The sequence below is a fragment of the Mesobacillus maritimus genome, assembly GCF_044803185.1.
Lineage (GTDB): Bacteria > Bacillota > Bacilli > Bacillales > Cytobacillaceae > Mesobacillus_B > Mesobacillus_B maritimus_B.
In genome coordinates this window covers 2004088-2029770 of record NZ_CP085225.1, presented here as the reverse complement: position 1 = coordinate 2029770, position 25683 = coordinate 2004088, and the positions used below count along the sequence as shown (strand labels likewise).

The following is a 25683-nucleotide window of genomic DNA, read 5'->3' as shown; positions in this document are numbered from 1 at the left end:
CACCTTAAATACCTTTGTCTTTATACCATTCAATTGTCTTTTGAATCCCTTCAGAAAATGAGGTAATCGGCTTCCACCCCAATTCATTCCTTATCTTTGAAGAATTCATAGCATACCGGCGATCATGTCCTTTTCGATCTTCTATATGCTTAATTAAGCCTTCGTCTTTTCCAAGTTGTTGCAGAACCAGTTGAATAACTTGTTTATTGGTCAGCTCTTCTGACCCGCCAATATTGTAGATTTCCCCGATAGTACCTTTTTCCAGTACCATATGAACGGCACGGCAATGATCCTCAACATAGATCCAATCACGGATATTTAGCCCATCTCCGTATAATGGAATTACCTCGTGATTTAGTGCATTTGTGATAACTTTAGGAATCAGTTTTTCAGGATGCTGCCTCGGACCAAAGTTATTGCTGCATCGGGTAATCATTATTGGAAGTTGATGTGTTTTATAATAAGCTCTAACAAGTAAGTCTGCACTCGCCTTACTTGCAGAATAAGGATTATTCGGTGCAAGCGGGGTTTTTTCTGTAAAAGGAGGATCGTTTGGTTCCAGAGATCCGTATACTTCATCCGTAGAGATTTGAATAAACTTGCTCGCTTTGCCTGATAAAACCGCTTCGAGTAGGTTAAAGGTCCCATTTATATTTGTATAAATAAAGGGATGAGCCTGTTGGATGCTTCGATCAACGTGGGATTCTGCTGCAAAGTTAATAATCACATCATACTTTTGATCAAATACTTTAGATAATTGATCAGGATCACTGATATCACATTTGATAAAACGATACCGACTTTTCTGAGCTTGGGGTATAATTTCGATATTTTTCCCTGCATAGGTTAACAAGTCTATATTTGTTATCGAATAATCAGTATGATTCAATAGGTAGAAAATAAAATTTGATCCAATAAACCCTGCTCCACCTGTAATAAGAAGGTGCTTAGTCAAAACCTCCCCTCCTTACCGTTATTGCCATAAAAATGTTGATTTGCTTTAAATAGCGAATCATGCGTCCCTGCATCGATCCACCACCCTTGTAAGACTTCATAGGTTAGTAGATTCTTTTTAATAAATAAGTTATTGACATCCGTAATTTCCAACTCATTCCTAGCTGAGGGTTGGATCGTTTCAATTAACGGAAAAACAGTGTGATCATACATATAGATTCCGGTCACGCAATAGGAGGTCGGCGGATTTTTTGGTTTTTCAATAATTGAGGTGATTTTTTTTTCTTCCTTGTCAATGGTTGGTACTCCATATCTAAAGGGATCGTCAACTTTCTTTAGAAACACCCTCGCCTCTCCCATCCCTTGTTTTTCAAATGATTCCACAGATGGCAACAAAGAATCATCAAAAAGGTTGTCACCCAACAACATGACAAACTTTTCCTCAGCTATAAAACTTCTCGCTCCCAATAGCGCGTCAGCTATTCCTCCCCCGTGGTTATTTTGAATACGATAATGAATACTTACATTTAGTTCCTCACCTAACTCAAGCAATTCAATAAAGGAATTAAGGTCACTCTTATTCGTAACAATCATAATTTGATCAATTCCTGCTTCACGGAGCTTTAAAATTGACCAATAAATCATTGGATATTTCCCGACTGGCAAAAGATGCTTATTCAGACATTTGGTAAGTGGATACAAGCGTGAGCCTGAACCACCAGCAAGGATTACTCCCTTCATATCATTCCCACCATAATGATCAGCTCCTTTAAAGCAAATACTCTCATATCCCTATCTTCCTATCAGCTATTAAGCAATTCTGTAGTACTATATGAAGGATTTGGATTTTTGGAACTAAATTTCCTCATTGTCATGAAAGAGATTTCCAAATAAGGATTTCGAATTCCATTAACTCATTTTTCCTCGTTTTTTTGTCTATTTCCCAACAAAACGTCTCACTTTTACCCGAAGAATTCATACTATGTTTTAAAGTGGGAAACTCTTATTAGAATGTTATTATTTTCCTAGCTGTGATTCATAAGTGAAAGAAGGGATTACTATCACCAAGGTTTCGATTATTATACCTTTTTATAATTGCTCTTACATTGACCAGGCCATAGAGAGTGCCTTAAATCAGACCTATCCTTATATAGAAGTCATTGTCGTAAATGATGGTTCAACAAAATACACAGAAAAAATAACCCCTTATTTAAAGGACATTCGTTATTTTGAAAAGGAAAATGGTGGTACAGCAAGCGCTCTTAATCTAGGAATTTTAAATGCTACCGGAGAATACTTTGCTTGGCTAAGCTCAGATGATCTTTTTATGGAAGAAAAGATTTCAAAACAATTAACTTTTATGGAACAGACGAATGCCTCTTTTAGTTACACTAATTATTCTTTGATTGATTCCGAAAAGGCCGTATTAAAAAAATCAGCAAGCATCCAATACACAAATAAACTCAGGTTTTTAGAACAATTCCGGCGAGGCTGTCCAATCAATGGATGTACTGTAATGATGAAAATGGAACTTTTTACAACGTTAGGACTCTTTAATGAGAATCTAAAATTCACTCAAGATTATGACTATTGGCTACGAGCAGTTCAACATTATGAACTTTTTTATCTAAATGAGCCCCTCCTTCAATATAGGGTTCATGATGAAATGGGAACCAGAACATTCAATAACCAAATAGCCAAGGAGGTACAAGCTCTAAAGAAAAAGTACGACCCTTTCATTGTTAAGTTGATAAACAGATATAAAAGGTAACTGGAGGTAGGCTCTCCTAAACCCAAAGAATACTACGGGTAGTTCTTATAAGTATGGAATTAGCTCGTATGAAATCAATAGTCATTTGCTCCATTTATATCCCTTAGATAAAAACCTCAGTAAGCCGTACCAAATGAAAATAAAAAAGTCAAAACGGTATTCGGTTTGCTAACACGATACTGTTTTGACTCAATGTATTAAATGACCATAATAATCAGAAAGAATATTTGTGTTTTGCTTCAAATTATTTTGACACAGAGTACACATACACCTTTTTACCCCATTTAATAGTTGTCTTTTTAAATTTCATCCCGATACGTTCAGCAACCTTGATGGATGGAATATTCTTTACATCGATCAAGGCAACAATCTTCCTAAATTTCAATTGCTGAAGACCATAATTTGTACAAGCTAACGCAGCTTCAGTAGCATATCCATTCCCCCATACACGTCTTGCGAACAAGTAGCCTATCCCCATCTCGATTACACCATCCACTTCTTGGGGGACTATCCCGCATTGGCCAAGAAACTCTCCTGATGTCTTATCCTCTACAATCCAGAGCCCCGTATTGTATTTCGCATAATTATCCAAGGTCCATTTAATCCACTCGTTTGTCTGCTTTCCGTTTTTTGTTGCAGGATAGTACTTCATAGCTTCTGGGTCTGAAAATATTTCCATCAAATTTTTAAAATCATGAACCTTCATTTTCCGTAATGATAATCTTTTCGTACTTAGGATAGGAGTAACCACTACACCACCCCTCAGATTAGTATTTATGCTATCTTTCCCTATTGCATTGTATACCCTTTGGGAATTACTTATTACACAAACCTGTTTTTACTGATATTCTTAATCTAGTAACGAACTATGGTTTTTAGCACATTTTCTAATAAGTGGTAGTTTGTCCCTTTCAAAAGTGTTTCCCATCACATATATTATAGTGTAATAACTTTTTATGATTGGAGGGAGTTTAATTGAAGCTTTATCTAGATCCAGGGCATGGCGGCTCCGATCCAGGTGCACGAGGGAATAGTTTAAATGAAAAAGATATTAACTTGGATATTGCACTTAGAATCCGTTCAATATTAATTAACGAATACGAAAATGTTCAAGTCAGAATGAGCCGAACAAGTGATATCAACAAAAGCCTAAATCAGAGAACGACTGAGGCAAATTCATGGGGTGCTGATTTTTACCTGTCCATTCATTGCAATGCCTTTAATGGTTCTGCACAAGGATATGAGGATTATATTCATAGCAGTTTATCTGATACTTCCACTACAGCAAAATATCAAGATATCATTCATACAGAAGTGATGATATTAAATCAGCTTAAAGATAGAGGAAAGAAAAAGGCCGATTTTCACGTGCTGCGTGAGACAACGATGCCTGCATTTCTATCAGAAAATGGATTTATTGACAATACACATGATGCTAATTTGATGAAACAGTCTTCCTGGCGTCAGAATGTAGCAAGAGGTCATGTAAATGGGGTTGCCAAAGCATTTAACCTTAAGAAAAAACCGGTTGAAACGGGAACGATTTATAAGGTCATTGCCGGTTCATTTAAAACAAAAGAAAATGCAAACGAACGTGTAGCATTCCTTCGTTCGAAGGGAATTGAATCCTTTGCTTTCTCGACAACCATTTCCGGTGAAACTTGGTACCGTGTCCAAGCTGGGGCCTTTTCGAAAAGAGAAAATGCTGAGGAACGTTTGGAAGAAGTGAAAAGAGCTGGCATTAGTGATGCCTTTATCGTTTCAGAAAATCCTGACTCTCCTAACAATGAGGTTTCCGGATATACCATCTTAGGCGAAACGTTCCTATCAGCTGAGCAAATGAATTTATTTGTCCAGAGTGTCAATCCTAATGCAATTGAGTTAGGAAGGTATTATGCAACAATCGGACCGCAATATGGGATCAGAGGGGACGTTGCCTTTGCACAAGCGATGCTTGAAACAGACTATCTTCGGTTTACTGGTACCGTACAGCCTGATCAAAACAATTTTGCCGGGATAGGGGCGACCGGACCAGACAATCCAGGTGCAAGATTTTCTACGCCAGAAAAAGGAGTCCTAGCCCATATTCAACATTTATATGCGTATGCTTCCACTAAACCATTACCAGAAAAATCTCCATTAGTAGATCCACGTTTTAACCTGGTAAGTAGAGGATCTGCGACAACATGGAAAGCTTTAAATGGAAAATGGGCGGTCCCAGGAAACGGCTATGGCCAAGCCCTTCTAAATGTGTATGAACGATTACTAATGAATACAAAGCAGAATATCGACACGGTTATTCAAAAAGTAAATAAAGATTAGGAACTGACATATGTTTAATGCTCTTTTGGTATGGCATGAACCAAGAAACCTCTTGAGGTGAATGTTGTGTTAAATATAAAACAGGATAGCTTGCCACATTTTTAATTAAGGTCCAAAGTGATTAGGGTAAAGAGCTAAAAAACAAACCCCCATTTTCTTTAAAATGGGGGTTTGTTTTTCTCATCAAATAGAACTATGTTTATTTAAACTACCTCATCTTTATTTGAAGAAAGGAGCATTACCGTTTAATAATACACCCATTTAAGTACACCGTTTCACAATTCCGATAATTTCATAATACAAAACAACCTAACCCCATACATAAATGCGGGGCTTGCAGTTGTTTGTTTGGTCAATTTTTCCTAGGCTTACCTTGAACAGATTTGATAGATAGTTTTTCTTTCTGTAGTTCTTCATACTTAGTCATTGTTAATCCAGTCATACCGTAGAACAGTGCCACTAGCGGCGTAATGAGAGCTAAGAAACAAAACGGAAAATACACAGCAGTTGGAACACCAAGTGTCGTTGCTGTGAAAATACCACTACCAGTCCAAGGGATTAAGGCACCACCCTGTGTACTCGAATCTTCTATTGTCCTTGAGAGATTTTCTGGTCTTAGATTTAATCTTTCAAAAATTGGTTTCATTAAAGTCCCACTCATTACAGTAGAGAAGTAAATGGATCCACCGATTCCAAGAGTCACATAACTCACAATGATTGTTACCAAAACTAGTGATCCAGTGTGTTGAATTTTATCTGCAAACGAAGCAATTAATGCCTCTAATACTCCAGTTTCAGCAAGCATACCACCTAGACCTAGTGCAAATAAGAACAAAGCAATAAGTTCAAGCATACTTGTTAAACCACCACGTTGCAGTAAGCTGTCGACAATCTCAATTCCAGAATTCACTACATAACCCCTGTATAAAATACTTAACATTTCTGAGATTCCGAATCCTTGATAGAGAGTTGCTACAAGAGCACCCACTATGGAAGCAATGAAGATAGATGGAATCGGTGGTTGCTTTCTTACTAACAAGGTGACTAGAACCACAATAGGAATCAACGAGACTAACCCAAGATTGAATGTTTCGCTTAAATAAGCTGTCAGAACCCTTACACTCTCCGCATCTGCAACTCCAGAATATTGTAAACCAATAAAGGTAAAGATTACTGCAGAAATAAGATAAGCAGGTACGGTCGTCCAGAGCATATGTTTAATATGAGTGAATAACTCTCCTCCTGTAACAGTTGGTGCTAAGTTAGTCGTATCGGAAAGAGGCGACATTTTATCCCCAAAATATGCTCCACTAATAACGGCACCAGCAGTTATTCCCGGTGGGATGCCTAAACTCGCACCAATCGCCATCATGGCAATCCCTGCCGTACCAATCGTCCCCCATGAACTTCCTATAGCCATCGATACAAGCGAACAAAATAATAAGCTTGTTACTAAAAAGAATTGAGGGGAAATCGTTTGAATACCATAATAAATTAAAGTAGGTACGGTACCCGAAGCGATCCATGCACCGATTAAAATGCCGACGGATAAAAGAATGATACCAGGATGCAAGGCTTTACTCATTGATGACATCATTGCTTTTTTTACTTGTATATAGGTGTACCCTAACCCTTTCATAAATGGGATCAATACAATCATACCTATAAACATCAATATTTGAATAGGTGCTTCAAATGCAACTATCCCCATCGCAATAATAATAGTAGGTGAAATTAACATTAATAACGCATATAGGAAAGATGGTTTTTTAATATTGTCGTTTTGCAAAAAATCACTCCTTTTTTACTTTTAATTTAAGCTCTTCATATCCTTTGATATATCTGATAAAGCCATACAAAAATTTTAAAAAAAACACCAGGGCGGGGTCGTTGTTTCTTTTAGAGCTTGATAAATCTTTCTAGTTCTATATTCCTTCTATTCTTGCTTGATTATTAGGGAAACGGAGGAACCGTCCGACACTGAAAAAGGCCTTCATCAACCTAAAGACCCCGCCATTCCATTTGATGTAATATATCCATCCACTTGGGCACAACTCCCTCTATTTCGTCAAACGCACGACCTGGGCGAGGAGATGAGAATTAGGTGTAACACTAGCGGTTTATTTTATATAAAACCGTGCTTCTTTAAACAGTCTATTAATCTAATCAGGCTTTCAACAAGTTCCCCATCTCACTTTTAAGATAAGTGATTCCTATACAAATGAAGACCAACAGCACGGAGGAGTAAAGTTGTTGATAGAAGTGGCATACACATAGCGGACGGAAAGGATGATAATAGCGATGATTTTTATGCTTGAAGAGGCAATTGAAATCCTAGAACGAACCCCACAAATACAAGGGCACCTTTTATCTGGTTTATCTGATGGGTGGTTGCAATGCAATGAATGCGAAGAAACCTGGAATGCCTTTGAAGTCGTCAATCATCTCAGTGAATGTGAAAAAAACAACCGGATCCCGAGGTTAGAACGGATGGTTTAGGAAGTGGGAAACAAACCATTCCCCCATTTTATCGGTTTTCTCATTTTAAAATGAGGAGGGCAGGGAGCAATGGTTGGTCCCTGCCCTCCCCTCTCGGCTCTGCATTTAGGAGCAACGGCACGGCTTGTTTTCAAATAAAGATTTCACCGTACCAGTGACTTCCCCCTCATCATTTCCCTTACCAATTCCCGATTACGCTCTTGAAAGACTTCATTATGCGACGAGACCATGGCCGCTTTCTGGGCTGTTGGTTGAATATATTGCTTCGCTTTATTAACGGCATTTGCTGCATCTTGAAAACAGCCAGCGATTAAATTTACTTTTCCCTCATAGCTTAAAATATCTCCGGCGGCATAAATTCCCTCAATACAAGATTCACTGGTTGAATTTCCTGCAATGTAGAAATCATTGACCATTTCGATATCCAATTTACTATTTCTCAGTAAGCTCGTATCTTGTTCATACCCATGATTGACGATGACGTCATCAATCTCTTGATAGGATACTTCCCCCGTTTCTTGATCCGTTAGCTCAACCGTTTGAATCCTTTCATGATTCTCACAAGCAATTAATCTAGTAATACTTGTTTGGGGAAGACAAATAACAGAACTGTTCATGAGCTCGGTTACCTTGGCTTCATGGCCTGAGAGATGTTCCTTCCGATAGCTGATATACACTTTTTTCGCAATGGACTCTAATTCATTCGCCCAATCAAGTGCTGTATTCCCTCCCCCCGAAATGATCACCGTTTTATCTTTGAATCTCCGAAGAGAGGTTACCGTGTAATGAATATTCGCAACCTCAAACCGATCTGCACCTTCGATTTCTAGCTTTTTCGGATTTAAAATTCCGCTTCCAACAGCCACAATCACCGTCTTTGTGTAATGAGCTTGCCCCGAAGCCGCTTTCAATACAAAGGTTCCATCTTGCTTGCGTGAAATCGAGACGATTTTTTCATTCAATACCACTTCTGGATCAAACGTTAATCCCTGTTCGATAAGCTGCTCCATTAATTTTGCACCTGGAAGTGGCGTTACTCCTCCAACATCCCAAATCATTTTTTCTGGATAGACATGGAGTTTTCCACCTAATGTTGGTTGAAATTCGATGAGTTTTGTTTTCATTTCTCTTAAACCGCTATAAAAAGTGGAATATAACCCTGCTGGTCCCCCACCAATGACTGTTACATCGAATAATTCCTGATGATTCATTTCCGTCCACTCCCAACCACTAATTGTAATTGATTATCATTATCAATAAGAATACGTGATATCTCCTTTTTTTACAATACGAATTTTCACAAGATTTATTTTTTCTTTACGGTCTTTTAAACCGTAATGTTGATTTCCTAACTAGGCTCCTCGCTTTCCTTGTACTAGCAGGTCATGCTTTCGAACATAAAAAAATCGCCAGGGGGAGCCCGGAAGCCATATAAGTAAAGATACATCCCCTCACAAGGTCCTCTCCTACTAATTTCCCATTTACAGAAAATTTTTTATTGACATTTAATCAAGTGAATTTTATAGTTAAATCGTAATCGACATTGATAATCATTATCACTTAACTTGGAGGATGGAGGTCAAAAAGAATGGTTCGCCTTTTTACAGATGATTTGAACATCGGCTATGGTGAACGGTTAATTGTTAAAAATCTCAGCGTAACGATCCCCGATAACAAAATTACAACCATCATTGGGTCCAATGGCTGCGGGAAATCAACATTATTGAAGGCAATTACTCGTATTATCTCTTCTCAATCAGGGTCAATCCTTTTAGACGGAAAAGATATTTCAAAAGAACACACAAAAATTCTTGCAAAAAAAATGGCCATTCTTCCGCAAACGCCTGAAGGTGCAGCAGGGCTAACGGTTGGAGAATTAGTCTCATATGGACGCTTTCCCTATCAAAATGGTTTTGGAAGATTAACAAAAAAAGACTATGAAACAATCGATTGGGCCCTTGAGGTGACAGGTACGATGGACTATAAATATCGGCCCGTTGATGCCCTCTCCGGTGGCCAGCGTCAACGTGTGTGGATTGCCATGGCACTTGCGCAAGAAACGGACATCATTTTTCTTGATGAACCGACGACCTATCTAGATATGGCACACCAACTGGAAGTGCTTGAGTTATTACAAACGTTAAACCGCGAACAGGAACGAACCATTATTATGGTGCTCCACGATTTAAACCAAGCGGCTCGTTTCGCTGACTATATCATCGCGTTAAAAGATGGTGAAATCGTCAAGGCAGGAGCTTGCGAGGAAGTCATCAACCCGGAAGTACTTCGTGAAGTTTTTCAAATCGATGCGGTCATCGGCCGTGACCCAAGAACAAGTAAACCAATGTGTATCACTTACAATCTATTAAAAGGAGAACATCAACATGAAAAAATTATTACTCCCGTTTATGCTAGTGCTAGCGCTCATTATTAGTGGATGTGGAAATGAAGCGGCTTCAGAAAAGGACAGCAATTCTACACCAAAAGAAGAGGAAACGCCAGAATTCATTACATACGAATCGGAAACAGGGCCAATTGAAGTCCCTGCCAATCCACAAAGAGTCATTTTACTTTCAGGCTTTACAGGAAATGTCCTCGATTTAGGTGTCAATGTCGTTGGCGTGGATGTATGGTCTAAAAACAATCCAACCTTTGCTGAAGAATTAAAAGATGCCGAAGAAGTTTCCGACGAAAGCTTAGAAAAAATCATTGAGCTAGAACCGGATTTAATTATTGGCTTATCGAATATTAAAAACGTAGATAAATTGAGTGAAATTGCTCCTACTGTTACCTATACCTGGGGCAAAGTAGATTATTTAACGCAACACTTAGAAATTGGGAAACTACTAAACAAGGAACAAGAAGCTCAAGCTTGGGTCGATGACTTTACAAAACGGGCAGAAGAAGCTGGAGAAGAAATCCGTGCAAAAATCGGCGAGGATGCAACCGTATCTGTTATTGAAAGCTATGGCAAAGACCTTTACGTCTTCGGTGACAACTGGGCACGTGGCACAGAAATTTTATATCAAGCAATGAAATTGAAAATGCCGGAGAAAGTACAAGAAGTCGCATTAGAATCCGGTTATTACACATTATCAACAGAAGTTCTTCCTGAGTACGCTGGCGATTACGTCATTCTAAGTAAATACTCTGACGCCGATACGTCATACCAAGAAACAGAAACATACAAAAACATCCCTGCTGTTAAAAATAATCGTGTGTTTGAAATGAATGGCCAAGGCGCATCTTTCAGTGATCCTGTCACACTTGAAAAACAACTAGCATTCTTTAAAGAATCTTTTCTTAGCAACTAATTATCTATGAGGAATTCTTTTCTAGAATTCCTCTTTCCCTATCCATTGAAAGGAATATCCGAAACTCATGATGAAAAAAACGCTCGTTTTCACCTCATTTGCCTTCAAACTAATCGCGGGATTCCTTGTATTTATTGGCATGTTTATTGTTGCGATGGTTTTTGGGGCAGCAGATATATCGCTGAAAGATGTTTGGCTCGCCCTTACGACTTCTACTACAGGAGATAACCTATCGATTATCCGCGAAATCCGTTTACCACGTGAACTTGCAGCCATTTTTGTGGGCGCAGCGCTTGCCGTTTCGGGTGCAATTATGCAAGGGATGACAAGAAACCCCCTTGCTGATCCCGGATTACTCGGATTAACTGCCGGAGCTAATGCGGCATTGGCCATTACCATTGCCTTTATCCCTACAGCCAATTATTTTATTACAATGATTGCCTGTTTTATCGGAGCCGCCATAGGGGCAATGCTTGTTTTTGGGATTAGTGCCATGAAACGAGGTGGATTCTCCCCTCTTCGTATCGTATTAGCCGGGTCTGCGATTTCCGCCTTCTTATACGCAATCGCTGAAGGGGTTGGTCTTTATTTTAAAATATCAAAAGATGTCTCGATGTGGACCGCTGGGGGAATGATTGGTACCACTTGGGGGCAATTAAAAGTAATCGTTCCCTTTATTGTGGTAGGAATGCTTGTGTCCTTTTTCCTTTCAAGGCAACTTACCATTCTCAGCTTAAACGAGGAAGTGGCGGTTGGCTTAGGCCAAAAAATCACCCAGATTAAAGGAATTCTTTTTGTGATCATTATCATCCTCGCTGGGGCATCGGTTGCCCTCGTTGGAAATATGGCCTTTATTGGATTGATGATTCCCCATATTGTTCGGGTGTTTGTTGGAACGGATTATCGCTTTATTTTACCAATGTCGGCCATCACGGGGGCAACCTTTATGCTCTTCGCCGATACACTTGGTCGAACGATTCATGCCCCCTATGAAACGCCCGTCGTAGCGATTGTCGCCATGCTAGGTCTCCCCTTCTTCCTGCTTATTGTAAGGAAAGGAGGGAAAGCATTCACATGATCCATCCAGCACTCATCAAGAAACAGCGAATCATTTTATCGGTTTCTTTATTGCTTATCCTCGTTACGATGATTGTTGGAATGGGATTGGGGTATTCTAGTGTATCGTATGATAGAATCCTCCCCACTCTATTCGGTCAAGGTACGTTCAAAGAGGAATTTGTTTTGTTTTCTGTACGATTGCCACGGATTTTTATCACCCTATTAGCAGGGATGGCCCTTGCTGTATCAGGGGCGATTTTACAAGGAATCACCAGGAATGACCTAGCAGATCCCGGCATCATCGGGATTAACTCTGGTGCCGGGGTCGCCATTGCCGTCTTCTTCTTGTTTTTTCCGATTGAGGTTGGCTCATTTGTTTATATGATTCCTCTTGTTGCCTTTGTGGGTGCCATTTTAACAGCAATGTTCATTTATTTGCTCGCTTATAATAAAAATAGTGGCCTACAACCAGTAAGGTTAGTACTAATCGGAGTTGGATTCTCATTGGCCTTTTCCGGAGCGATGATCGTTCTGATTTCCTCTGCCGACCGAACAAAAGTCGACTTCATTGCCAAATGGTTAGCCGGAAATATTTGGGGCACAGATTGGCCATTTATTTGGGCCCTCCTTCCTTGGCTCGTACTCCTTATCCCGTTTACATTGTATAAGGCCCACCGCTTGAATCTCTTAGGAGTAAGCGAGCCGGTGGCCATTGGCGTGGGCGTTTCGATTGAGAAAGAACGAATGGTGTTACTTTTAACAGCCGTTGCTTTAGCGGCCTCTGCAGTTTCTGTCACCGGGGGAATCAGTTTTATCGGTCTCATGGCGCCACATATCGCAAAAGCGTTAGTAGGACCTAGAAATCAATTATTTATCCCCGTTGCCACTCTCCTTGGTGGCTGGTTGTTATTATTCGCCGACACGATTGGGCGCAATATCATTGAACCAAGTGGAGTGCCCACTGGGATCATGGTCTCACTCATCGGAGCACCTTATTTTGTGTATTTATTATTGAAAAAGTAAAAAGAAACCGCACGTTGTGGTGGGATTCACCGTGCGGTTTCAATTTTTGAGATTATAGTTTTTCTCCATTTGTTGTGATGGCGTCCTGATACCAGTAAAAGGATTTCTTCTTTTTCCGTTCTAATGTTCCACTTCCATCGTCATGTTTATCAACATAGATATACCCATAACGTTTCGAGAACTCGCCTGTCGACATACTGACCATATCAATGCAGCCCCAGCTTGTGTAGCCCATTAATTCGACTCCATCTTCAATCGCTTCCCCCATCGCCTTGACATGCTCACGAAGATAATCGATTCGATAGTCATCTTGGATTCTCCCATCTTCTTCGACTTTGTCATAGGCTCCTAGTCCATTTTCCACGACAAACAGCGGTTTTTGGTAGCGATCATATAATTTGTTTAAACTGATTCGTAAGCCTACTGGGTCGATTTCCCAGCCCCAGTCGCTTGCTTTTAAGAATGGATTTCTGATGCCACCAATAATATTTCCTTGTGATGCTTCCTCATCCGATTTCTCTTTCTTTTCGGTGCGGGACATATAATAACTAAATCCAATATAATCAACTGCCCCTTCCTTCAGTAATTCTAAGTCTCCATCTTGCATTTCTAGTTCGATGTTATGTTCTTTAAAATATCTCTTCATGAAAGATGAATACTCACCACGTACTTGGACATCCCCACAATAGTAGTTAAACAGCTGCTCTTCTTGTAGGGCATATAAAACATTTTCCGGATGGCTATCGAAAGAATAGACAGGTGCATAAAGAATCATACAGCCAATTTTCGAGTTAGGAATGATTTCATGGCAAGCTTTGACCGCTATCGCGCTTGCGACAAATTGGTGATGATACGCCTGGAAGGTCGGCTGGTACTTGTCCTCTTCCTTTTGAATCGAAAACCCAAGACCTTGAATCGGCATCACCAAGCTACTATTGATTTCATTGAAAGTCATCCAGTATTTCACTTTCTTTTGATAGCGAGTAAAAATCGTACGGGTATATCGTTCAAAGAACGCGATGACTTGCCGATTTCGCCATCCGCCATATTCTTTTACCAAATGGAGAGGCATTTCATAGTGAGAAATCGTGACAACCGGTTCAATCCCGTACTTTTGTAATTCATCAAAAACACGTTCATAAAAAGCTAAACCTTCTTCATTCGGTTCTACCTCATCTCCATTTGGGAAGATTCGAGTCCAAGCGATTGACATCCGAAATGCTTTAAACCCCATTTCCGCAAACAACGCGATATCTTCTTTATAACGATGATAAAAATCGATTGCTTCATGATTCGGATAGTCATACTGATCATGATGAATTTCAAAATCAAAACCTGGATTCATCAAGATGTTTAGCCGCTCTTTTCCACCTGGAAGAACATCGGCAATATTTAAGCCTTTATTGCCTTCATGAAACCCTCCTTCAATTTGATTCGCTGCCGTAGCCCCTCCCCATAAAAAACCTTGCGGGAACTGATATGTTTTCATTTAAAGTACCTCCAGAAATTTACTCCAACCTTACTATTTGTTTTACCCATAAAATAATTCATTTCTCTACTTTTTATTTAAACTGCTCTAATAAGCATGCTACCTGTGTTTTACCTAATCGTAAATGCAAGTAGAGCCAACTAGTTTTTTTTTAACGGAGAAAGGCAGTTATTTCACAAATGTAACCGCACTCCCGATTCACTATAAAACTCAAGGTTAATAGTGTAACCATTGCGCTGTCTGTCTCAGGAGAAAATCCATGTACCATCAATCATCTTCACCAACTGGAACAACAAGGAAGTTAAATTGTTAGTATTACCAACAACAAACTTTCAACGATCGCTAAAATCTCTGATCTAAATATTCCCTATTATGTGACAGAGGAATACGTTGAGGAATCGAATATTACCTCACAAGTACCGGTGATTTATGTTTTAATATCGATCGCTCGAGAAATTCATCAACTAAATCAATAGACAAAACTTCCAAGTGAAGGTTTAAAGGCTGTTTTCGTAAAGATTTTTGTTAAAATCCAAGAGCAGATTTTAACAAAAGTTTGAGAAAAGAGCCTTTTTTCACCCAACTTGTTCCCCATTGGACGGCTACCCCCTAACGCGTCAATCTCCAGTACTCTTTTCCTAGTTTACCCTGCACAAAGACCCTAATTATTCCAATTAACGACAAATATATAGTTCTTTTGTCGCAATAAGTTGAAAGAAATTATTACCAAATAAGGGTGAAATATGTAACGATTATAAGAGAGAGAAATCTATTAAAGTGCAAAAGCGTTTTTATATTCTTTTTATAAAAATCTATTAAAAGAGAATCTAGAAATCATAGAAGCGTTTTTGAACTAAGGGGAGGATGGGAATGAAAAAATTCATAATTAGTTTGGTGCTGCTTGTATCTATCGTGTTCTTTGAGGTACCAGCACAGGCTGCAGGCAGTGATTTTATTATTATCAATAAGTCGAATAATCAACTGGCTTATTATAGTAATAATAAACTGGTCAAAACCTTCAAGGTGGGAACCGGTCGGCAACCTTCTTACACGCCGGAGGGCAAATTCAAGATAGTGAATAAAATTAAGAATCGCCCATATTATAGCGGGAACATTCCTGGCGGCGATCCTAGGAATCCGCTTGGAAACAGATGGCTTGGCATTAATGCAAGAGGCACTTGGGGAACAACGTACGCCATCCACGGCAACAATAATCCTAGTACAATCGGCGGCTATGTAAGTGCAGGTTGTGTGCGAATGTACGATGACGAAGTAGAATGGCTTTATAATCAAGTGAAAGTGAATACCCCTGTTATTATTACATCTTCAAGTAAATCCTTTCATTCGATTGCAGCGGCTAATGGCTATAAAGTTTCAGGGGGTGATGCTGTTCCAGTGACGACAACCCCTACTAGCACGGTCCTAAAAAAAGGCATGAAAGGTGCTGAAGTTAGGAAGTTGCAACAGGATCTTACAAACAAGGGCTATAGCACAAAAGGAATTGACGGAATATTTGGTTCAAATACAGAAGCAGCCGTCAAGAAATTCCAGAAAGCCAATAATATTAAAGCTGACGGTGTAGTCGGAGAGTCCACCAAAAAGGCGCTGGGTATGAAGACCTCTGTTGCTAAGACACCTGCAAAAAAAGAAACAGTGGGGAAAGCTGTTCCAGTGGATACAACCGTTTCAAGCACTCCCCTGAAAAAAGGGATGAGAAGTGCTGAAGTAAAGAAACTTCAGCAGGTCCTCTCAAACAAGGGCTACAGCACAAAAGGAATTGACGGAATATTCGGTTCGAATACAGAAGCGGCCGTTAAGAAATTCCAGAAAGCCAATAACATCAAAGCAGACGGTGTAGTCGGAGAGTCCACCAAAAAGGCGCTGGGTATGAAGACCTCTGCCCCTAAAACAACAGCCAAAAAATCCACTGCAACCTCTAAAGTAACGAAACAAACAGCTGCAAAACCTGTTCCAGTGGAAACAACCTTTTCAAGTACTCTCCTGAAAAAGGGGATGAAAGGTGCTGAAGTGAAGAAACTTCAGCAGGTCCTTACAAACAAAGGCTATAGCACAAAGGGAATCGACGGAGTCTTCGGATCAAATACAGAAGCAGCCGTTAAGAAATTTCAGAAATCCAATAAACTAAAGGTAGACGGTGTAGTCGGACCAGCCACTAAAAAGGCACTTTAAAAGAACCCAAAGCAGGCTTAAATGAAGGCAACCATCGTCAATATGATGGTTGCCTTTTCATATCCCCAATATGAATTGGTACGTTGTACCTGAAATTTTTAAAATAGGCTTATCCTTCTTAAGGGTACAATAGACCCCCACAGCCTTAGGTGAATATCATGGAGGTGTGAGGAGGTTGGAAAAACATGGATATAACACGAAACATGCATGACCACTGTGTTAAGCTCATGTATCATCACGTGGTCATAACGATGAATGATGGAAAAACCTACGATGGAATTATTGAATCAGTGGACGGCAATAATATGTCTGTCTTAGTTGGTGAGGACGTACCAGATCAAGGAGATAACGGAGGAAACACTAGGCAATTTGACCTTTATGGTGGTTATGGTGGTTATGGTGGTTATGACGATTACGGATATGGGCGGCCACGAAGAAGGTTTAGGCGGTTCAGACGCCGGCGCTTCCCATTCCCTTATGTAGTAGCAGTATCGTTATTGCCTTATCTGTCTCCGTATCCTTCCTATCCTTATTATTAAAAAGATAGGAATAGTAAAAAGAGATAAAATTAAAAGTCCACTTGGGTGGACTTTTTTGGCTTTTCCCAATGTTAAAAGCGGTTTTTTTTAAGGAAAGCTTCTTCTTTCTCTACGGCTTTTGTGTCGCATCATTTATCCTACTTCTATTTTACTACGCGAGTCGAGAGCATCACTAGATTACTAGTTAAATCTTCCAACCTTATTCATAAAATTTATCTTCCTATTCATTCTTATTTCTCCTATAATCTTATTGTTATTTAAAAAATAAGAATGATCACACAGGGGGAAAAAAGGTGCTGGAAGAAAGTTTGAAAAATAGGTTGGTTTATCGTAAGGAGAATATTTATTTTGCAGTAACTTTGATCTTTAGTATTTTGACTTATGTGGTTCTCTTTTTCTCTGTTATTGGCATTGCCATCATTTTAGGTCTTATGCTGGTTTCTTACTTTTTTCATGCCTTATCGATGGCATCGATTCGCCGAAATGGCGTTCGCCTGAGTGAGCAGCAATTTCCTTTCCTTTATCAGAAAGCAGTAAAGCTTGCTCAGGATATGGAACTAGAGAAAATGCCTGCTATTTATGTAATGGAATCGATGGGAATCCTGAATGCCTTTGCAACCCGTTTTTTCGGTAAAAATATGGTGGTTGTCTATTCAGAAATTTTTGACCTAGTAGAAGAAAATCGTGAAGATGAGGTGCTGTTTGTTCTAGCCCATGAGTTTGCCCATCTTAAACGGCGTCATGTGTTGGTTCACCTCCTTTTGCTTCCGGCGATGTTTGTGCCTTTCTTAGGAGAAGCCTATTTACGCGCTTGTGAATATACATGTGACCGCTATGCGGCTTATTATGTAAGCAACGTCGATACAGCCAAAGAGGCTCTATCCATGCTAGCAATCGGCAAAAAGCTTTCGGGTAAAATGAATAAAGAGGCTTATGTTCAGCAATTAAGTGAGGAATCAGGCTTTTTTGCATGGTTGAGTGAAAAGCTATCGAGCCACCCCGATTTACCAAAGCGAATAAACGCGTTGGATCACTGGGTGAGTCCAGAACTTTATCCTCTTGTTCGGGAAAAGAAAACAGGAATCATCGTTGGAACTATTGCTTCTATTGTATTAGTCGCTTCCCTAACAGGTGCAGCCGTTCTGCTTGTAAGAGGAACTCAAGCTTTAACGGCGTTTTTAGAAGATCCTTATTTTTATGAGGATGAAGAGTATTTATATGAAGAAGAGATGATTGAGTATCCACCTGTTATCCAAGCTGTGATGGATGAGGACATGGAAAGGCTTGAACAGCTTGTCGTTGAAGGAACACCTATCGATGAAAAGGATACTGATGGATATACAGCCCTTCAATATGCAGTGATATGGGGAGATGTTGAGGCTGCACAGTGGTTAATCGAAAACGGAGCTGATGTCAACACTGCAGACAATTGGGGCTCCACCCCTTTGATGAATGCCGTTTATAACGTATCGGACGTTGAAATTGTAGAACTTTTACTAGCAAATGGTGCAGATAAAACACTAAAAGACTCCGATGGAAAAACAGCCTACGACTACGCCGTCGAAATCAGAGAGTCCGAACTCAGGGATATATTAAAATAGCAGGGACAGAGGGACAGGTACATTGTCCCTCTGTTTTTCCTATTATTGGAAGTGGGACATTGTACCTGTCCCCTTGTCCCATCATTATGCTGCTGGGTTTACTTCTAATTCAACTTTGATTTTGATGTCTTTTCCTACTAGTACGCCACCCGTTTCAAGTGCTGCGTTCCATGTAAGGCCAAATTCCTCACGGTTAATTTTTGCCTCTGCTTCGAAACCGTAAACTTCAACACCCCATGGGTTTTTACCTTTACCACCGTATTCAACATCAAATGTGACCGGTTTTGTTACACCTTTAATCGTTAAGTCTCCAGTTACTTTGTAATCTTCCCCATCTTTTGTAATGTTTGTAGATTTAAATTCAATTGTTGGGTTGTTTTCTACATCAAAAAAATCTGCTGATTTTAAGTGATTATCACGATCCTCACTTCTTGTATTAATGCTTGCTACGTCAAAGTTAAATGCGATTGTAGCTGTTGTTAAATCTGTTAAGTCTTCTGCTTCAACAGCTGCTGTATAAGAATCAAACTGACCTTTTACTTTTGATACCATCATGTGCTTTACTTCAAATCCTACTGATGAATGTGATTGATCTACTACCCATTTTGTCATTTTTATTTCCTCCAGTTTGTTTTTTTGTTTTTTTATCTTGATTTCGAGATATACAGCCAAAAAAAATTTTGGTTTTGTTCTGAATTCAAATATCTTTAACCTGAGATAAATTTATCACATATCCTTAACTAATGTCAACACTTTATTGATGAAATTTTTTGATACTTTGAAATTATCCAGGATGCAAAGGAAGACCGGGTTTTAAGGGACACATACCTTCTCCCAAAGAGGATTTTCGGGTTTGGCCAAGAATTAAATAGAAATACACAAAAAGATAGAGGTGTAAGGATGTTTACAAATAAAATGACGCAACTTTTGCGTATTCAGTATCCAATAATTCAGGCACCAATGGCAGGAGGAATTACCACTTCTAAGCTAGTGGCCGAGGTTTCAAATCATGGTGCTCTTGGAATGATAGGTGCGGGCTATATGACACCGAAGCAAATACGGGATCAAATTAGAGAAATTAGGGAGTTAACGTCCAACTCCTTTGGAATCAATTTATTTGTTCCGAGCGAATTTGAAGTTGAAGAGAATGATATTGAAAAAGCCAACCAGCTCCTAAAACCTATTCGAGAACAATTGCATGTAAAAGATAAAGCGTCCATAGAAATTCCAAATTTTAATCAAGTATGCCAGATCTTTCATGAACAGATAAAAGTGATTATTGAAGAACAAGTTCCAGTTTGTTCTTTTACCTTTGGGATTCCATCTAGAGAAATCATTGAGGCTATGAAACAACATGGCATAATTGTGATTGGAACGGCTACGACGGTGAATGAAGCCATTGAAATTGAAAAGAGTGGAATGGACCTTGTCGTTGTACAGGGCAGTGAAGCTGGTGGGCATCGCGGAAACTTTATTGACGGACATCAGGAGAGTTTAGTGGGTCTCATGTCCCTTATCCCGCAAGTAGCGGATCACGTAAGAATTCCTGTGGTCTCTGCTGGAGGGATTATGGACGGCCGAGGGCTAACGGCTTCCCTTTGCTTAGGCGCACAGGGTGTTCAAATGGGCACTGCCTTCCTAACCTGTATCGAAAGTGGCGCAAATGAGATACATATAAAAGAAATCCTGCATTCCCAAGAAGACCAGATTGTTCTCACTCGTTCATTTTCAGGAAAATGGGCACGAGGAGTGAAAAACAAATTCATTTCAGACATGCAGCAATTTGAAGACTGTTTACCACCCTTTCCGATTCAAAACACCTTAACGCAAGGAATAAGAAAAGCCGCTTCGTCACATAAAAACCGGGAAAATATGTCGCTTTGGTCTGGGCAAAGTCCGAGGTTGGCTAAGAAACAAAGTGTAAAAGCTTTGATTCAAGATGTCGTTGCAGTATTAAATAAAATCTAGAACGAAAAACAGCTATAAAGATGAACCTTAGGGACGCAGGTAGCTATAGCCTTTCTTGGTGCATATTAGAGTGGGACAAGGTGCCTGTCCCCTTGTCCCCGGTAATTTGGGGAGATGTCGAGCAAATTGTTGGATAATTGGGACATGCATGTCCATCGGAGGTTTATTTATGGAAATAAAAAAAGATGATTTAACCAGAGCCGAAGTGGCTGAATTGATCAAAGAGCATCTTCAGGGGGTGACTTTGAGTTCTCCTCCGGAAAGCATTCATGCATTAAATTTAGAGGAGCTAAGACGACCAAACATAACCTTTTGGACTGTATGGGAAGGAACTGATTTAACTGGAATGGGAGCGCTAAAAGAAATTAGCTGCTCTCATGGTGAGATTAAATCAATGAGAACTTCATCCTCACATCTAAGAAAAGGTGTTGCCAGAAGGATGCTTCATCACATTCTTGAGGAAGCCTTAAAGCGAGGCTATAATCAGCTGAGTTTGGAGACGGGGTCGATGGATTCATTTGAACCAGCAAGAAAACTATATGAAACTTTTGGCTTTAAATATTGTGGGCCCTTCGCAGACTACAAGGAAGATCCGAACAGCGTTTTTATGACAAAGGAACTGCGGTAAGTACTAACATGAACTCCCCCAGTACCAAAGATCAGCCTAAAGGTAAAAAAATAAGCGCTGAAAGAATGGACGCTTTGGTCCGGACAAAGTCCACGGCTAGCAAAAAAACAAAGTGTGAACGCTTTGTTTCAAGATGTTGTTGCAGAATTAGCTTAGATTTCCACCGACAAATGGACATTAAGAGGGTTATTTGTGCATAATTAAAGCGGGACAAGGTGCCTGTCCCCTTGTCCCAGAAACTCGGAAGAAATTATCGGTATTCAAAGGAGAAAAACCCCTTTGTGTCGAAAATAAATAATAGATAGAGGGGTGACGAATGAATAAAATTGGTTTATTAAAAAGTCTACGCAATGCCAGTCGAGGTAATTTGTTTTCAACAGAGATTCCTAAGGCGACAAAAGAGGAAGAAAATAAGATTAATGTATGGTTGACAGAATTAGAAAGTGAAGGAAAAATCAAGTTAAGAGAATGTGTCCAGCGTGAAAGTTCCGTTTATTTACATGGAATCATGAAGTATGCATCCGAATAATCGGGTGTTTTTTTTGTGAGCTTATACCGCTCTGGTTTCGCATCTTTCTTAATATTTACTACTACGGTCGTCGAATAATCTTAGAAATACGCATTACACTGAAAATAGATTTAATGTAAAAAGCGAAAAGCCATCTCTAGCTGTTCGCTTAAAATCTTATCCCCAAATCTCTTTTGAAATGTCTACGATGTATTTCAACTTTGCCCATTGCTCTTCTTCAGTTAAGATATTTCCGTGGTGCGTAGAAGCGAACCCGCATTGTGGGCTGATGCATAATTGCTCTAATGGCACGTATTTTGTTGCTTCTTCAACACGCGCTTTAATATTTTCTTTGTCTTCAAGTGTTCCATGCTTGGATGTGAACACACCTAGAACCACTTGTGGACCTCCGTTTGGAATGTGCTCTAATGGTCCGAAATCACCTGAACGGTCATCATCATATTCTAGGAAAAATCCGTTTACTTGTTCTTTAGCAAATAGAGTTGGCGCGATTTTTGCGTAGCTGCCTTCAAATGCCCATTTGGAACGATAGTTTCCACGGCAAAGATGCGTTGTAATCACAAGATCTTCAGGCTTATCTTCTAAAACGCCATTCGCCACACGTAATGCCAAATCAATTAATTGTTCACGAGAATAGCCACTGTCGTTAAATGGAATCTCAGGTGCATTCAAACCAGCAATGTACACATCATCTAATTGTAAGTAACGGCAACCTGCATCATAGAACGCTTGAATTGCATCTTTGTATGTTTGGATAACATCATTTGTATACTCTTCAATGTCTGGATAGATTTCAAGATTACGAATTCCAGCGTTAAACAATTGGTTCGGACTTGGGATGGTTTGTTTAGCAACCGCACGATCACCAACGATTTCTTTAAATTCGATAAAGTCTTTGATATGAGGGTGATCTTGGTTAAACGAAATTTTCCCAATAACACGAACATCATAGCGTTCCGTTTCTTCTCCTTTAAAAGCAAATCCAGATTCTGGAACATAGCCTTCTACCCCATTAAGGTGCTCAAGGAAATCGGTGTGCCAGAAACGGCGACGGAATTCACCATCTGTAACAGCCTGTAGTCCAACTTCAATTTGCTTATCAACGATTTTTTTGATTTCTTCTGTTTCAATTGTGTGCAGTTCTTGTGCTGAAAGATTCCCTGCTTGGAAATCCTTCCTAGCCTGATGAATTCTTTCTGGACGCAATAAACTTCCTACATGATCGGCTCTGAAAGGTGCTTTTACAAGTGTTTTTGTCATTATGTATCTCCTACTTTCTTCTAATCAGTTCACCCTTTTATTTATTAAGCGAAAGATTAAGAATCTTTTTGATTTGGTGTAACGTAAGTGTAGCATAGGAGAATCATTATAACGTAACACATAAAATCTATCCCTTGTTATAGGTTTAGACTATAACTGTCGTAATTCCTCATCAATTGATTCTTTTAAATATTGGATATAGATATTGCCTAACTTACTAGTCGTGACATTTTTATGCGTAATATAACCAACGTGTATCCGTTCACCCACCTTCAATGGAACGGCAATAATATCTTTACTGTTTAATTTATGACTAATCACACCTGTGGAAATTGTATAGCCATTTAAGCCAATCAGCAAGTTAAATAGCGTGGCCCGGTCACTTACCTTGATATTCTTCGGTCTAGTCAACGTGCTAAGAATCTCCTCGGAGAAATAGAAGGAATTATAATCGCCTTGCTCATAAGAGAGATATGGATAAGGATCCAAATCAGCTAAGGTAACGTAGTCTTTTTTTGCGAGCGGATTGGTTGAGCTAATAAAGATATGGGGCTTCGCTTCAAATAACTCATGAAACTTTAAATTTCCTTCTCTTAAAAACTTGGAAATAACATTTTTATTAAAATCATTCATATATAAAATTCCAATTTCACTACGCAGGTTTTTCACATCATCAATGATTTCATAGGTCCTAGTTTCTCGTAAGGTGAACTCGTATTCTTCACGGTCATACTCTTTTAAAAGTCGGACAAAGGCACTTACCGCGAAGGCATAATGCTGGCCAGATACAGAGAAATTTTGTTGCAGTGACCGGGTTTTGGTATAGCGATTTTCAAGAAGTTCCGCCTGTTCCACGACCTGCCTGGCGTACCCTAAAAATTCCGAGCCTTCCTTAGTAATGACGATTCCCTTATTGGTTCGTGAGAAAATCGTAATCCCGATTTCCTCTTCCAGTTCTTTTAGTGCGTTCGAAAGGCTAGGCTGACTAATAAACAAGCTTTGTGCTGCTTTATTAATCGACCGACTTCTTGCTACTTCAATTACATATTTTAATTGTTGTAATGTCATCTTCCATCCCTTTTCTATTAGCAATTACTATTCTGAATTATACACTTCATATCAGTTCTCTTCTATTTCTAACTTTTCCTGGCAGAGAATGGGGACGTGCCCTTTGCTTCGAAGCACAGAGTACGTCCCCAGTTTTAGTATTTTTCAAAAAGGAAGATTTAGTTGCCATAAAACTCCAAAGCAGTCATTTACCCAACCAAACTTTTTACTAAAACCATAATCGTTTAAAGGCATTAGTTCTTGTCCACCTTTACCCAGTTTCTCATATAGACTCTCAAATTCCTCTTCACTATGACAAGTAAGATAAATTGAGAAAGAAGGAAAAAGTGAAATGGCGCTTGATATGACCGTCAATGCACATAAATTCCTGCACTTTTAAGGTGAAAATTGCCTGCATTACCGTGCCTTCAGGTCCAGCTTCATTCGCCCCATATCGAACTATGCTTGTAATTTGGGAATCCTCAATGATGGATGTGTAAAAATTCAGCGCTTCTTCTGCATTGCCATCATGAAACATTAAAATGGTATTACTTTTTCCATTTTTGTCTTCCTCCTATTACGGACTAAATTTATTATAGTTGATTTTCATGTTGGAATAAACAGGGGAGGTTCCCTGTGCTTCGAATACAGGGCGTGTCCCCTATTTGTTTTTTGGGGATTTTGGGTATAAGCCCTACCTAAAAACTTGTGCTTACATATCCTAAAACGAACCCTATTAGAGGAGTGGTATTATGTACGATGAAAGAATTTTAGGATTGTTTGGCCAGGCTGGTTACGGCGGATACGGTGGACCTGGCGGTTTTGGAGGCTATCCAGGTTATGGTGGATACCCTGGTTATGGAGGCTTTCCTGGTCATGGAGGATATGGAGGTTACCCCGGTTATGGTGGATACGGTGGGCATCACGGTGGACATCATGGACACCATCATGGTGGTCACCACGGGGGACATCATGGACACCACCATGGTGGTCACCACGGGGGACATCACGGACACCACCATGGTGGTCACCACGGGGGACATCACGGCGGTTATGGAGGATACCGTGATAAATAAGATTTCTGCAGAAACTGAGGACGCCCCCTGTGTTTAGATGCATAGGGGACGTCCTTAGTTTTATTCTTTGATTTTATCCCCCAACATATTCAAACCAATCGAAATAGGCTTTATTTTTACTACGATCACCATTTGAACTCGCATACAAGCCTATTTCCGTCCCGACAAAGCCTCCGGCCACATCAGTACTTAAGATTCTTCCGTCTACGTTTTCTAATAGTGTCTGGTAATTCGACGTGTTTTCTCCGAAGTAAAAGCTATAGTCCTGACCATGAGCGGTAATCTTCAAATAAAGTATTGAAGCTTCAACAGGTAGCTCAGTAAGCAATTCTTCTTCCCCACCAGCACCAGTGCACTAAAGGATGACCGACCTGGGGTCAGAGCAAAATTTCCCGGGACAATGTCCCTCCAAAA

26 protein-coding genes and 1 pseudogene are annotated in these 25683 nt (G+C 39.7%); 15 read left to right on the top strand and 12 right to left on the bottom strand.

Annotated elements, in window-relative coordinates:
* Nucleotides 1-4: 4 nt before the first annotated feature.
* Nucleotides 5-955 carry a dTDP-glucose 4,6-dehydratase gene (gene rfbB, locus LG336_RS09585; protein ID WP_404332349.1) on the bottom strand — a complete coding sequence of 317 codons (951 nt, stop codon included), beginning with the start codon at nucleotides 953-955 and terminating at the stop codon, nucleotides 5-7.
* Nucleotides 952-1695 carry a sugar phosphate nucleotidyltransferase gene (locus LG336_RS09580; RefSeq protein ID WP_404332348.1) on the bottom strand — a complete coding sequence of 248 codons (744 nt, stop codon included), beginning with the start codon at nucleotides 1693-1695 and terminating at the stop codon, nucleotides 952-954. The genes rfbB and LG336_RS09580 overlap by 4 nt, the downstream gene beginning before the upstream one ends.
* Before the next feature lie 301 nt (nucleotides 1696-1996).
* Here LG336_RS09580 and LG336_RS09575 point away from each other — a divergent pair, with 301 nt between their 5' ends.
* Entirely contained in the window at nucleotides 1997-2725 is a 729-nt protein-coding gene (locus LG336_RS09575) for a glycosyltransferase (protein ID WP_404332347.1), read from the top strand.
* 244 nt (nucleotides 2726-2969) lie between these two features.
* Here the strand turns inward: LG336_RS09575 and LG336_RS09570 are convergent, their stop codons facing one another.
* The gene (locus tag LG336_RS09570; protein WP_404332346.1) at nucleotides 2970-3476 is read right to left on the bottom strand and encodes a GNAT family N-acetyltransferase; all 507 of its coding nucleotides are present in this window, start codon (nucleotides 3474-3476) and stop codon (nucleotides 2970-2972) included.
* 224 nt (nucleotides 3477-3700) lie between these two features.
* Here LG336_RS09570 and LG336_RS09565 point away from each other — a divergent pair, with 224 nt between their 5' ends.
* The gene (locus LG336_RS09565) at nucleotides 3701-5047 is read left to right on the top strand and encodes an N-acetylmuramoyl-L-alanine amidase (protein ID WP_404332345.1); all 1347 of its coding nucleotides are present in this window, start codon (nucleotides 3701-3703) and stop codon (nucleotides 5045-5047) included.
* Between the two features lie 352 nt (nucleotides 5048-5399).
* On the opposite strand, the gene nhaC is transcribed toward LG336_RS09565, so the two are convergent.
* A complete protein-coding gene (nhaC, locus tag LG336_RS09560) occupies nucleotides 5400-6836 on the bottom strand; it encodes a Na+/H+ antiporter NhaC (RefSeq protein WP_404332344.1) in 1437 nt (478 codons plus the stop codon).
* Nucleotides 6837-7348: 512 nt separating this feature from the next.
* Between nhaC and LG336_RS09555 the strand changes: the two genes are divergently transcribed.
* Nucleotides 7349-7546: a hypothetical protein gene (locus tag LG336_RS09555; protein ID WP_404332343.1), complete on the top strand. Its 198-nt coding sequence runs from the start codon at nucleotides 7349-7351 to the stop codon at nucleotides 7544-7546.
* 143 nt (nucleotides 7547-7689) lie between these two features.
* Here LG336_RS09555 and LG336_RS09550 read toward each other — a convergent pair whose 3' ends face one another.
* The gene (locus LG336_RS09550) at nucleotides 7690-8757 is read right to left on the bottom strand and encodes an NAD(P)/FAD-dependent oxidoreductase (RefSeq protein WP_404332342.1); all 1068 of its coding nucleotides are present in this window, start codon (nucleotides 8755-8757) and stop codon (nucleotides 7690-7692) included.
* A 377-nt stretch (nucleotides 8758-9134) separates the two neighbouring features.
* Between LG336_RS09550 and LG336_RS09545 the strand changes: the two genes are divergently transcribed.
* The 4 genes from LG336_RS09545 (at nucleotide 9135) to LG336_RS09530 (ending at nucleotide 12942) form a co-directional block, all read left to right on the top strand.
* Nucleotides 9135-9980, top strand: a complete 846-nt coding sequence (locus LG336_RS09545; protein WP_404332341.1) for an ABC transporter ATP-binding protein — start codon at nucleotides 9135-9137, stop codon at nucleotides 9978-9980.
* The gene (locus LG336_RS09540; protein WP_404332340.1) at nucleotides 9931-10860 is read left to right on the top strand and encodes an iron-hydroxamate ABC transporter substrate-binding protein; all 930 of its coding nucleotides are present in this window, start codon (nucleotides 9931-9933) and stop codon (nucleotides 10858-10860) included. The genes LG336_RS09545 and LG336_RS09540 overlap by 50 nt, the downstream gene beginning before the upstream one ends.
* Before the next feature lie 67 nt (nucleotides 10861-10927).
* On the top strand, nucleotides 10928-11938 hold the full coding sequence (locus tag LG336_RS09535) for a FecCD family ABC transporter permease (RefSeq protein WP_404332339.1): 1011 nt from the start codon (nucleotides 10928-10930) through the stop codon (nucleotides 11936-11938).
* Entirely contained in the window at nucleotides 11935-12942 is a 1008-nt protein-coding gene (locus tag LG336_RS09530; protein ID WP_404332338.1) for a FecCD family ABC transporter permease, read from the top strand. The genes LG336_RS09535 and LG336_RS09530 overlap by 4 nt, the downstream gene beginning before the upstream one ends.
* Before the next feature lie 52 nt (nucleotides 12943-12994).
* Here the strand turns inward: LG336_RS09530 and LG336_RS09525 are convergent, their stop codons facing one another.
* Nucleotides 12995-14431: a glycoside hydrolase family 1 protein gene (locus LG336_RS09525; protein WP_404332337.1), complete on the bottom strand. Its 1437-nt coding sequence runs from the start codon at nucleotides 14429-14431 to the stop codon at nucleotides 12995-12997.
* Nucleotides 14432-14619: 188 nt separating this feature from the next.
* On the opposite strand from LG336_RS09525, the pseudogene LG336_RS09520 reads away from it, so the two are divergent.
* From LG336_RS09520 to LG336_RS09505, 4 genes and pseudogenes are all read left to right on the top strand, one after another.
* Nucleotides 14620-14907: pseudogene (locus LG336_RS09520) on the top strand (SIS domain-containing protein); the annotation flags it as partial.
* 394 nt (nucleotides 14908-15301) lie between these two features.
* Entirely contained in the window at nucleotides 15302-16621 is a 1320-nt protein-coding gene (locus LG336_RS09515) for a peptidoglycan-binding protein (RefSeq protein ID WP_404332336.1), read from the top strand.
* Between the two features lie 185 nt (nucleotides 16622-16806).
* Nucleotides 16807-17160, top strand: a complete 354-nt coding sequence (locus tag LG336_RS09510; protein ID WP_404332335.1) for a small nuclear ribonucleoprotein — start codon at nucleotides 16807-16809, stop codon at nucleotides 17158-17160.
* A 293-nt stretch (nucleotides 17161-17453) separates the two neighbouring features.
* Complete coding sequence (locus tag LG336_RS09505) at nucleotides 17454-18761, top strand: M48 family metallopeptidase (RefSeq protein WP_404332334.1); 1308 nt, start codon at nucleotides 17454-17456, stop codon at nucleotides 18759-18761.
* A gap of 84 nt (nucleotides 18762-18845) precedes the next feature.
* Here the strand turns inward: LG336_RS09505 and LG336_RS09500 are convergent, their stop codons facing one another.
* The gene (locus tag LG336_RS09500) at nucleotides 18846-19373 is read right to left on the bottom strand and encodes a YceI family protein (protein WP_404332333.1); all 528 of its coding nucleotides are present in this window, start codon (nucleotides 19371-19373) and stop codon (nucleotides 18846-18848) included.
* Between the two features lie 288 nt (nucleotides 19374-19661).
* On the opposite strand from LG336_RS09500, the gene LG336_RS09495 reads away from it, so the two are divergent.
* From LG336_RS09495 to LG336_RS09485, 3 genes are all read left to right on the top strand, one after another.
* The gene (locus tag LG336_RS09495; protein ID WP_404332332.1) at nucleotides 19662-20729 is read left to right on the top strand and encodes an NAD(P)H-dependent flavin oxidoreductase; all 1068 of its coding nucleotides are present in this window, start codon (nucleotides 19662-19664) and stop codon (nucleotides 20727-20729) included.
* 169 nt (nucleotides 20730-20898) lie between these two features.
* Nucleotides 20899-21357, top strand: a complete 459-nt coding sequence (locus LG336_RS09490) for a GNAT family N-acetyltransferase (protein WP_404332331.1) — start codon at nucleotides 20899-20901, stop codon at nucleotides 21355-21357.
* Between the two features lie 316 nt (nucleotides 21358-21673).
* On the top strand, nucleotides 21674-21886 hold the full coding sequence (locus tag LG336_RS09485; protein ID WP_404332330.1) for a hypothetical protein: 213 nt from the start codon (nucleotides 21674-21676) through the stop codon (nucleotides 21884-21886).
* 156 nt (nucleotides 21887-22042) lie between these two features.
* Here LG336_RS09485 and LG336_RS09480 read toward each other — a convergent pair whose 3' ends face one another.
* The 4 genes from LG336_RS09480 to LG336_RS09465 all read right to left on the bottom strand — a co-directional run bounded on the left by LG336_RS09480 (nucleotide 22043) and on the right by LG336_RS09465 (nucleotide 24731).
* Nucleotides 22043-23146, bottom strand: coding sequence for a 5-methyltetrahydropteroyltriglutamate--homocysteine S-methyltransferase (locus LG336_RS09480; protein ID WP_404332329.1), 1104 nt, complete (start codon nucleotides 23144-23146; stop codon nucleotides 22043-22045).
* 150 nt (nucleotides 23147-23296) lie between these two features.
* Complete coding sequence (locus tag LG336_RS09475) at nucleotides 23297-24214, bottom strand: LysR family transcriptional regulator (protein ID WP_404332328.1); 918 nt, start codon at nucleotides 24212-24214, stop codon at nucleotides 23297-23299.
* Between the two features lie 144 nt (nucleotides 24215-24358).
* On the bottom strand, nucleotides 24359-24568 hold the full coding sequence (locus LG336_RS09470; protein ID WP_404332327.1) for a VOC family protein: 210 nt from the start codon (nucleotides 24566-24568) through the stop codon (nucleotides 24359-24361).
* Complete coding sequence (locus tag LG336_RS09465; RefSeq protein WP_404332326.1) at nucleotides 24504-24731, bottom strand: VOC family protein; 228 nt, start codon at nucleotides 24729-24731, stop codon at nucleotides 24504-24506. The genes LG336_RS09470 and LG336_RS09465 overlap by 65 nt, the downstream gene beginning before the upstream one ends.
* 214 nt (nucleotides 24732-24945) lie before the next feature.
* Here LG336_RS09465 and LG336_RS09460 point away from each other — a divergent pair, with 214 nt between their 5' ends.
* Nucleotides 24946-25269, top strand: coding sequence for a hypothetical protein (locus LG336_RS09460; RefSeq protein ID WP_404332325.1), 324 nt, complete (start codon nucleotides 24946-24948; stop codon nucleotides 25267-25269).
* A gap of 73 nt (nucleotides 25270-25342) precedes the next feature.
* Here LG336_RS09460 and LG336_RS09455 read toward each other — a convergent pair whose 3' ends face one another.
* A complete protein-coding gene (locus LG336_RS09455; RefSeq protein WP_404332324.1) occupies nucleotides 25343-25597 on the bottom strand; it encodes a hypothetical protein in 255 nt (84 codons plus the stop codon).
* Between the last annotated feature and the right edge of the window lie 86 nt (nucleotides 25598-25683).

Excerpts from the sequence above, each read along its gene's own strand:
- LG336_RS09495 (WP_404332332.1), top strand. The coding sequence starts at position 19,662 with ATGTTTACAAATAAAATGACGCAACTTTTGCGTATTCAGTATCCAATA.
- LG336_RS09530 (WP_404332338.1), top strand. The coding sequence starts at position 11,935 with ATGATCCATCCAGCACTCATCAAGAAACAGCGAATCATTTTATCGGTT.
- LG336_RS09460 (WP_404332325.1), top strand. The coding sequence starts at position 24,946 with ATGTACGATGAAAGAATTTTAGGATTGTTTGGCCAGGCTGGTTACGGC.
- LG336_RS09580 (WP_404332348.1), bottom strand. The coding sequence starts at position 1,695 with ATGAAGGGAGTAATCCTTGCTGGTGGTTCAGGCTCACGCTTGTATCCA.
- LG336_RS09465 (WP_404332326.1), bottom strand. The coding sequence starts at position 24,731 with ATGTTTCATGATGGCAATGCAGAAGAAGCGCTGAATTTTTACACATCC.
- LG336_RS09475 (WP_404332328.1), bottom strand. The coding sequence starts at position 24,214 with ATGACATTACAACAATTAAAATATGTAATTGAAGTAGCAAGAAGTCGG.
- LG336_RS09510 (WP_404332335.1), top strand. The coding sequence starts at position 16,807 with ATGGATATAACACGAAACATGCATGACCACTGTGTTAAGCTCATGTAT.
- LG336_RS09515 (WP_404332336.1), top strand. The coding sequence starts at position 15,302 with ATGAAAAAATTCATAATTAGTTTGGTGCTGCTTGTATCTATCGTGTTC.
- LG336_RS09540 (WP_404332340.1), top strand. The coding sequence starts at position 9,931 with ATGAAAAAATTATTACTCCCGTTTATGCTAGTGCTAGCGCTCATTATT.
- LG336_RS09525 (WP_404332337.1), bottom strand. The coding sequence starts at position 14,431 with ATGAAAACATATCAGTTCCCGCAAGGTTTTTTATGGGGAGGGGCTACG.
- LG336_RS09485 (WP_404332330.1), top strand. The coding sequence starts at position 21,674 with ATGAATAAAATTGGTTTATTAAAAAGTCTACGCAATGCCAGTCGAGGT.
- LG336_RS09545 (WP_404332341.1), top strand. The coding sequence starts at position 9,135 with ATGGTTCGCCTTTTTACAGATGATTTGAACATCGGCTATGGTGAACGG.
- LG336_RS09535 (WP_404332339.1), top strand. The coding sequence starts at position 10,928 with ATGATGAAAAAAACGCTCGTTTTCACCTCATTTGCCTTCAAACTAATC.
- LG336_RS09555 (WP_404332343.1), top strand. The coding sequence starts at position 7,349 with ATGATTTTTATGCTTGAAGAGGCAATTGAAATCCTAGAACGAACCCCA.
- LG336_RS09500 (WP_404332333.1), bottom strand. The coding sequence starts at position 19,373 with ATGACAAAATGGGTAGTAGATCAATCACATTCATCAGTAGGATTTGAA.
- LG336_RS09480 (WP_404332329.1), bottom strand. The coding sequence starts at position 23,146 with ATGACAAAAACACTTGTAAAAGCACCTTTCAGAGCCGATCATGTAGGA.
- LG336_RS09490 (WP_404332331.1), top strand. The coding sequence starts at position 20,899 with ATGGAAATAAAAAAAGATGATTTAACCAGAGCCGAAGTGGCTGAATTG.
- LG336_RS09550 (WP_404332342.1), bottom strand. The coding sequence starts at position 8,757 with ATGAATCATCAGGAATTATTCGATGTAACAGTCATTGGTGGGGGACCA.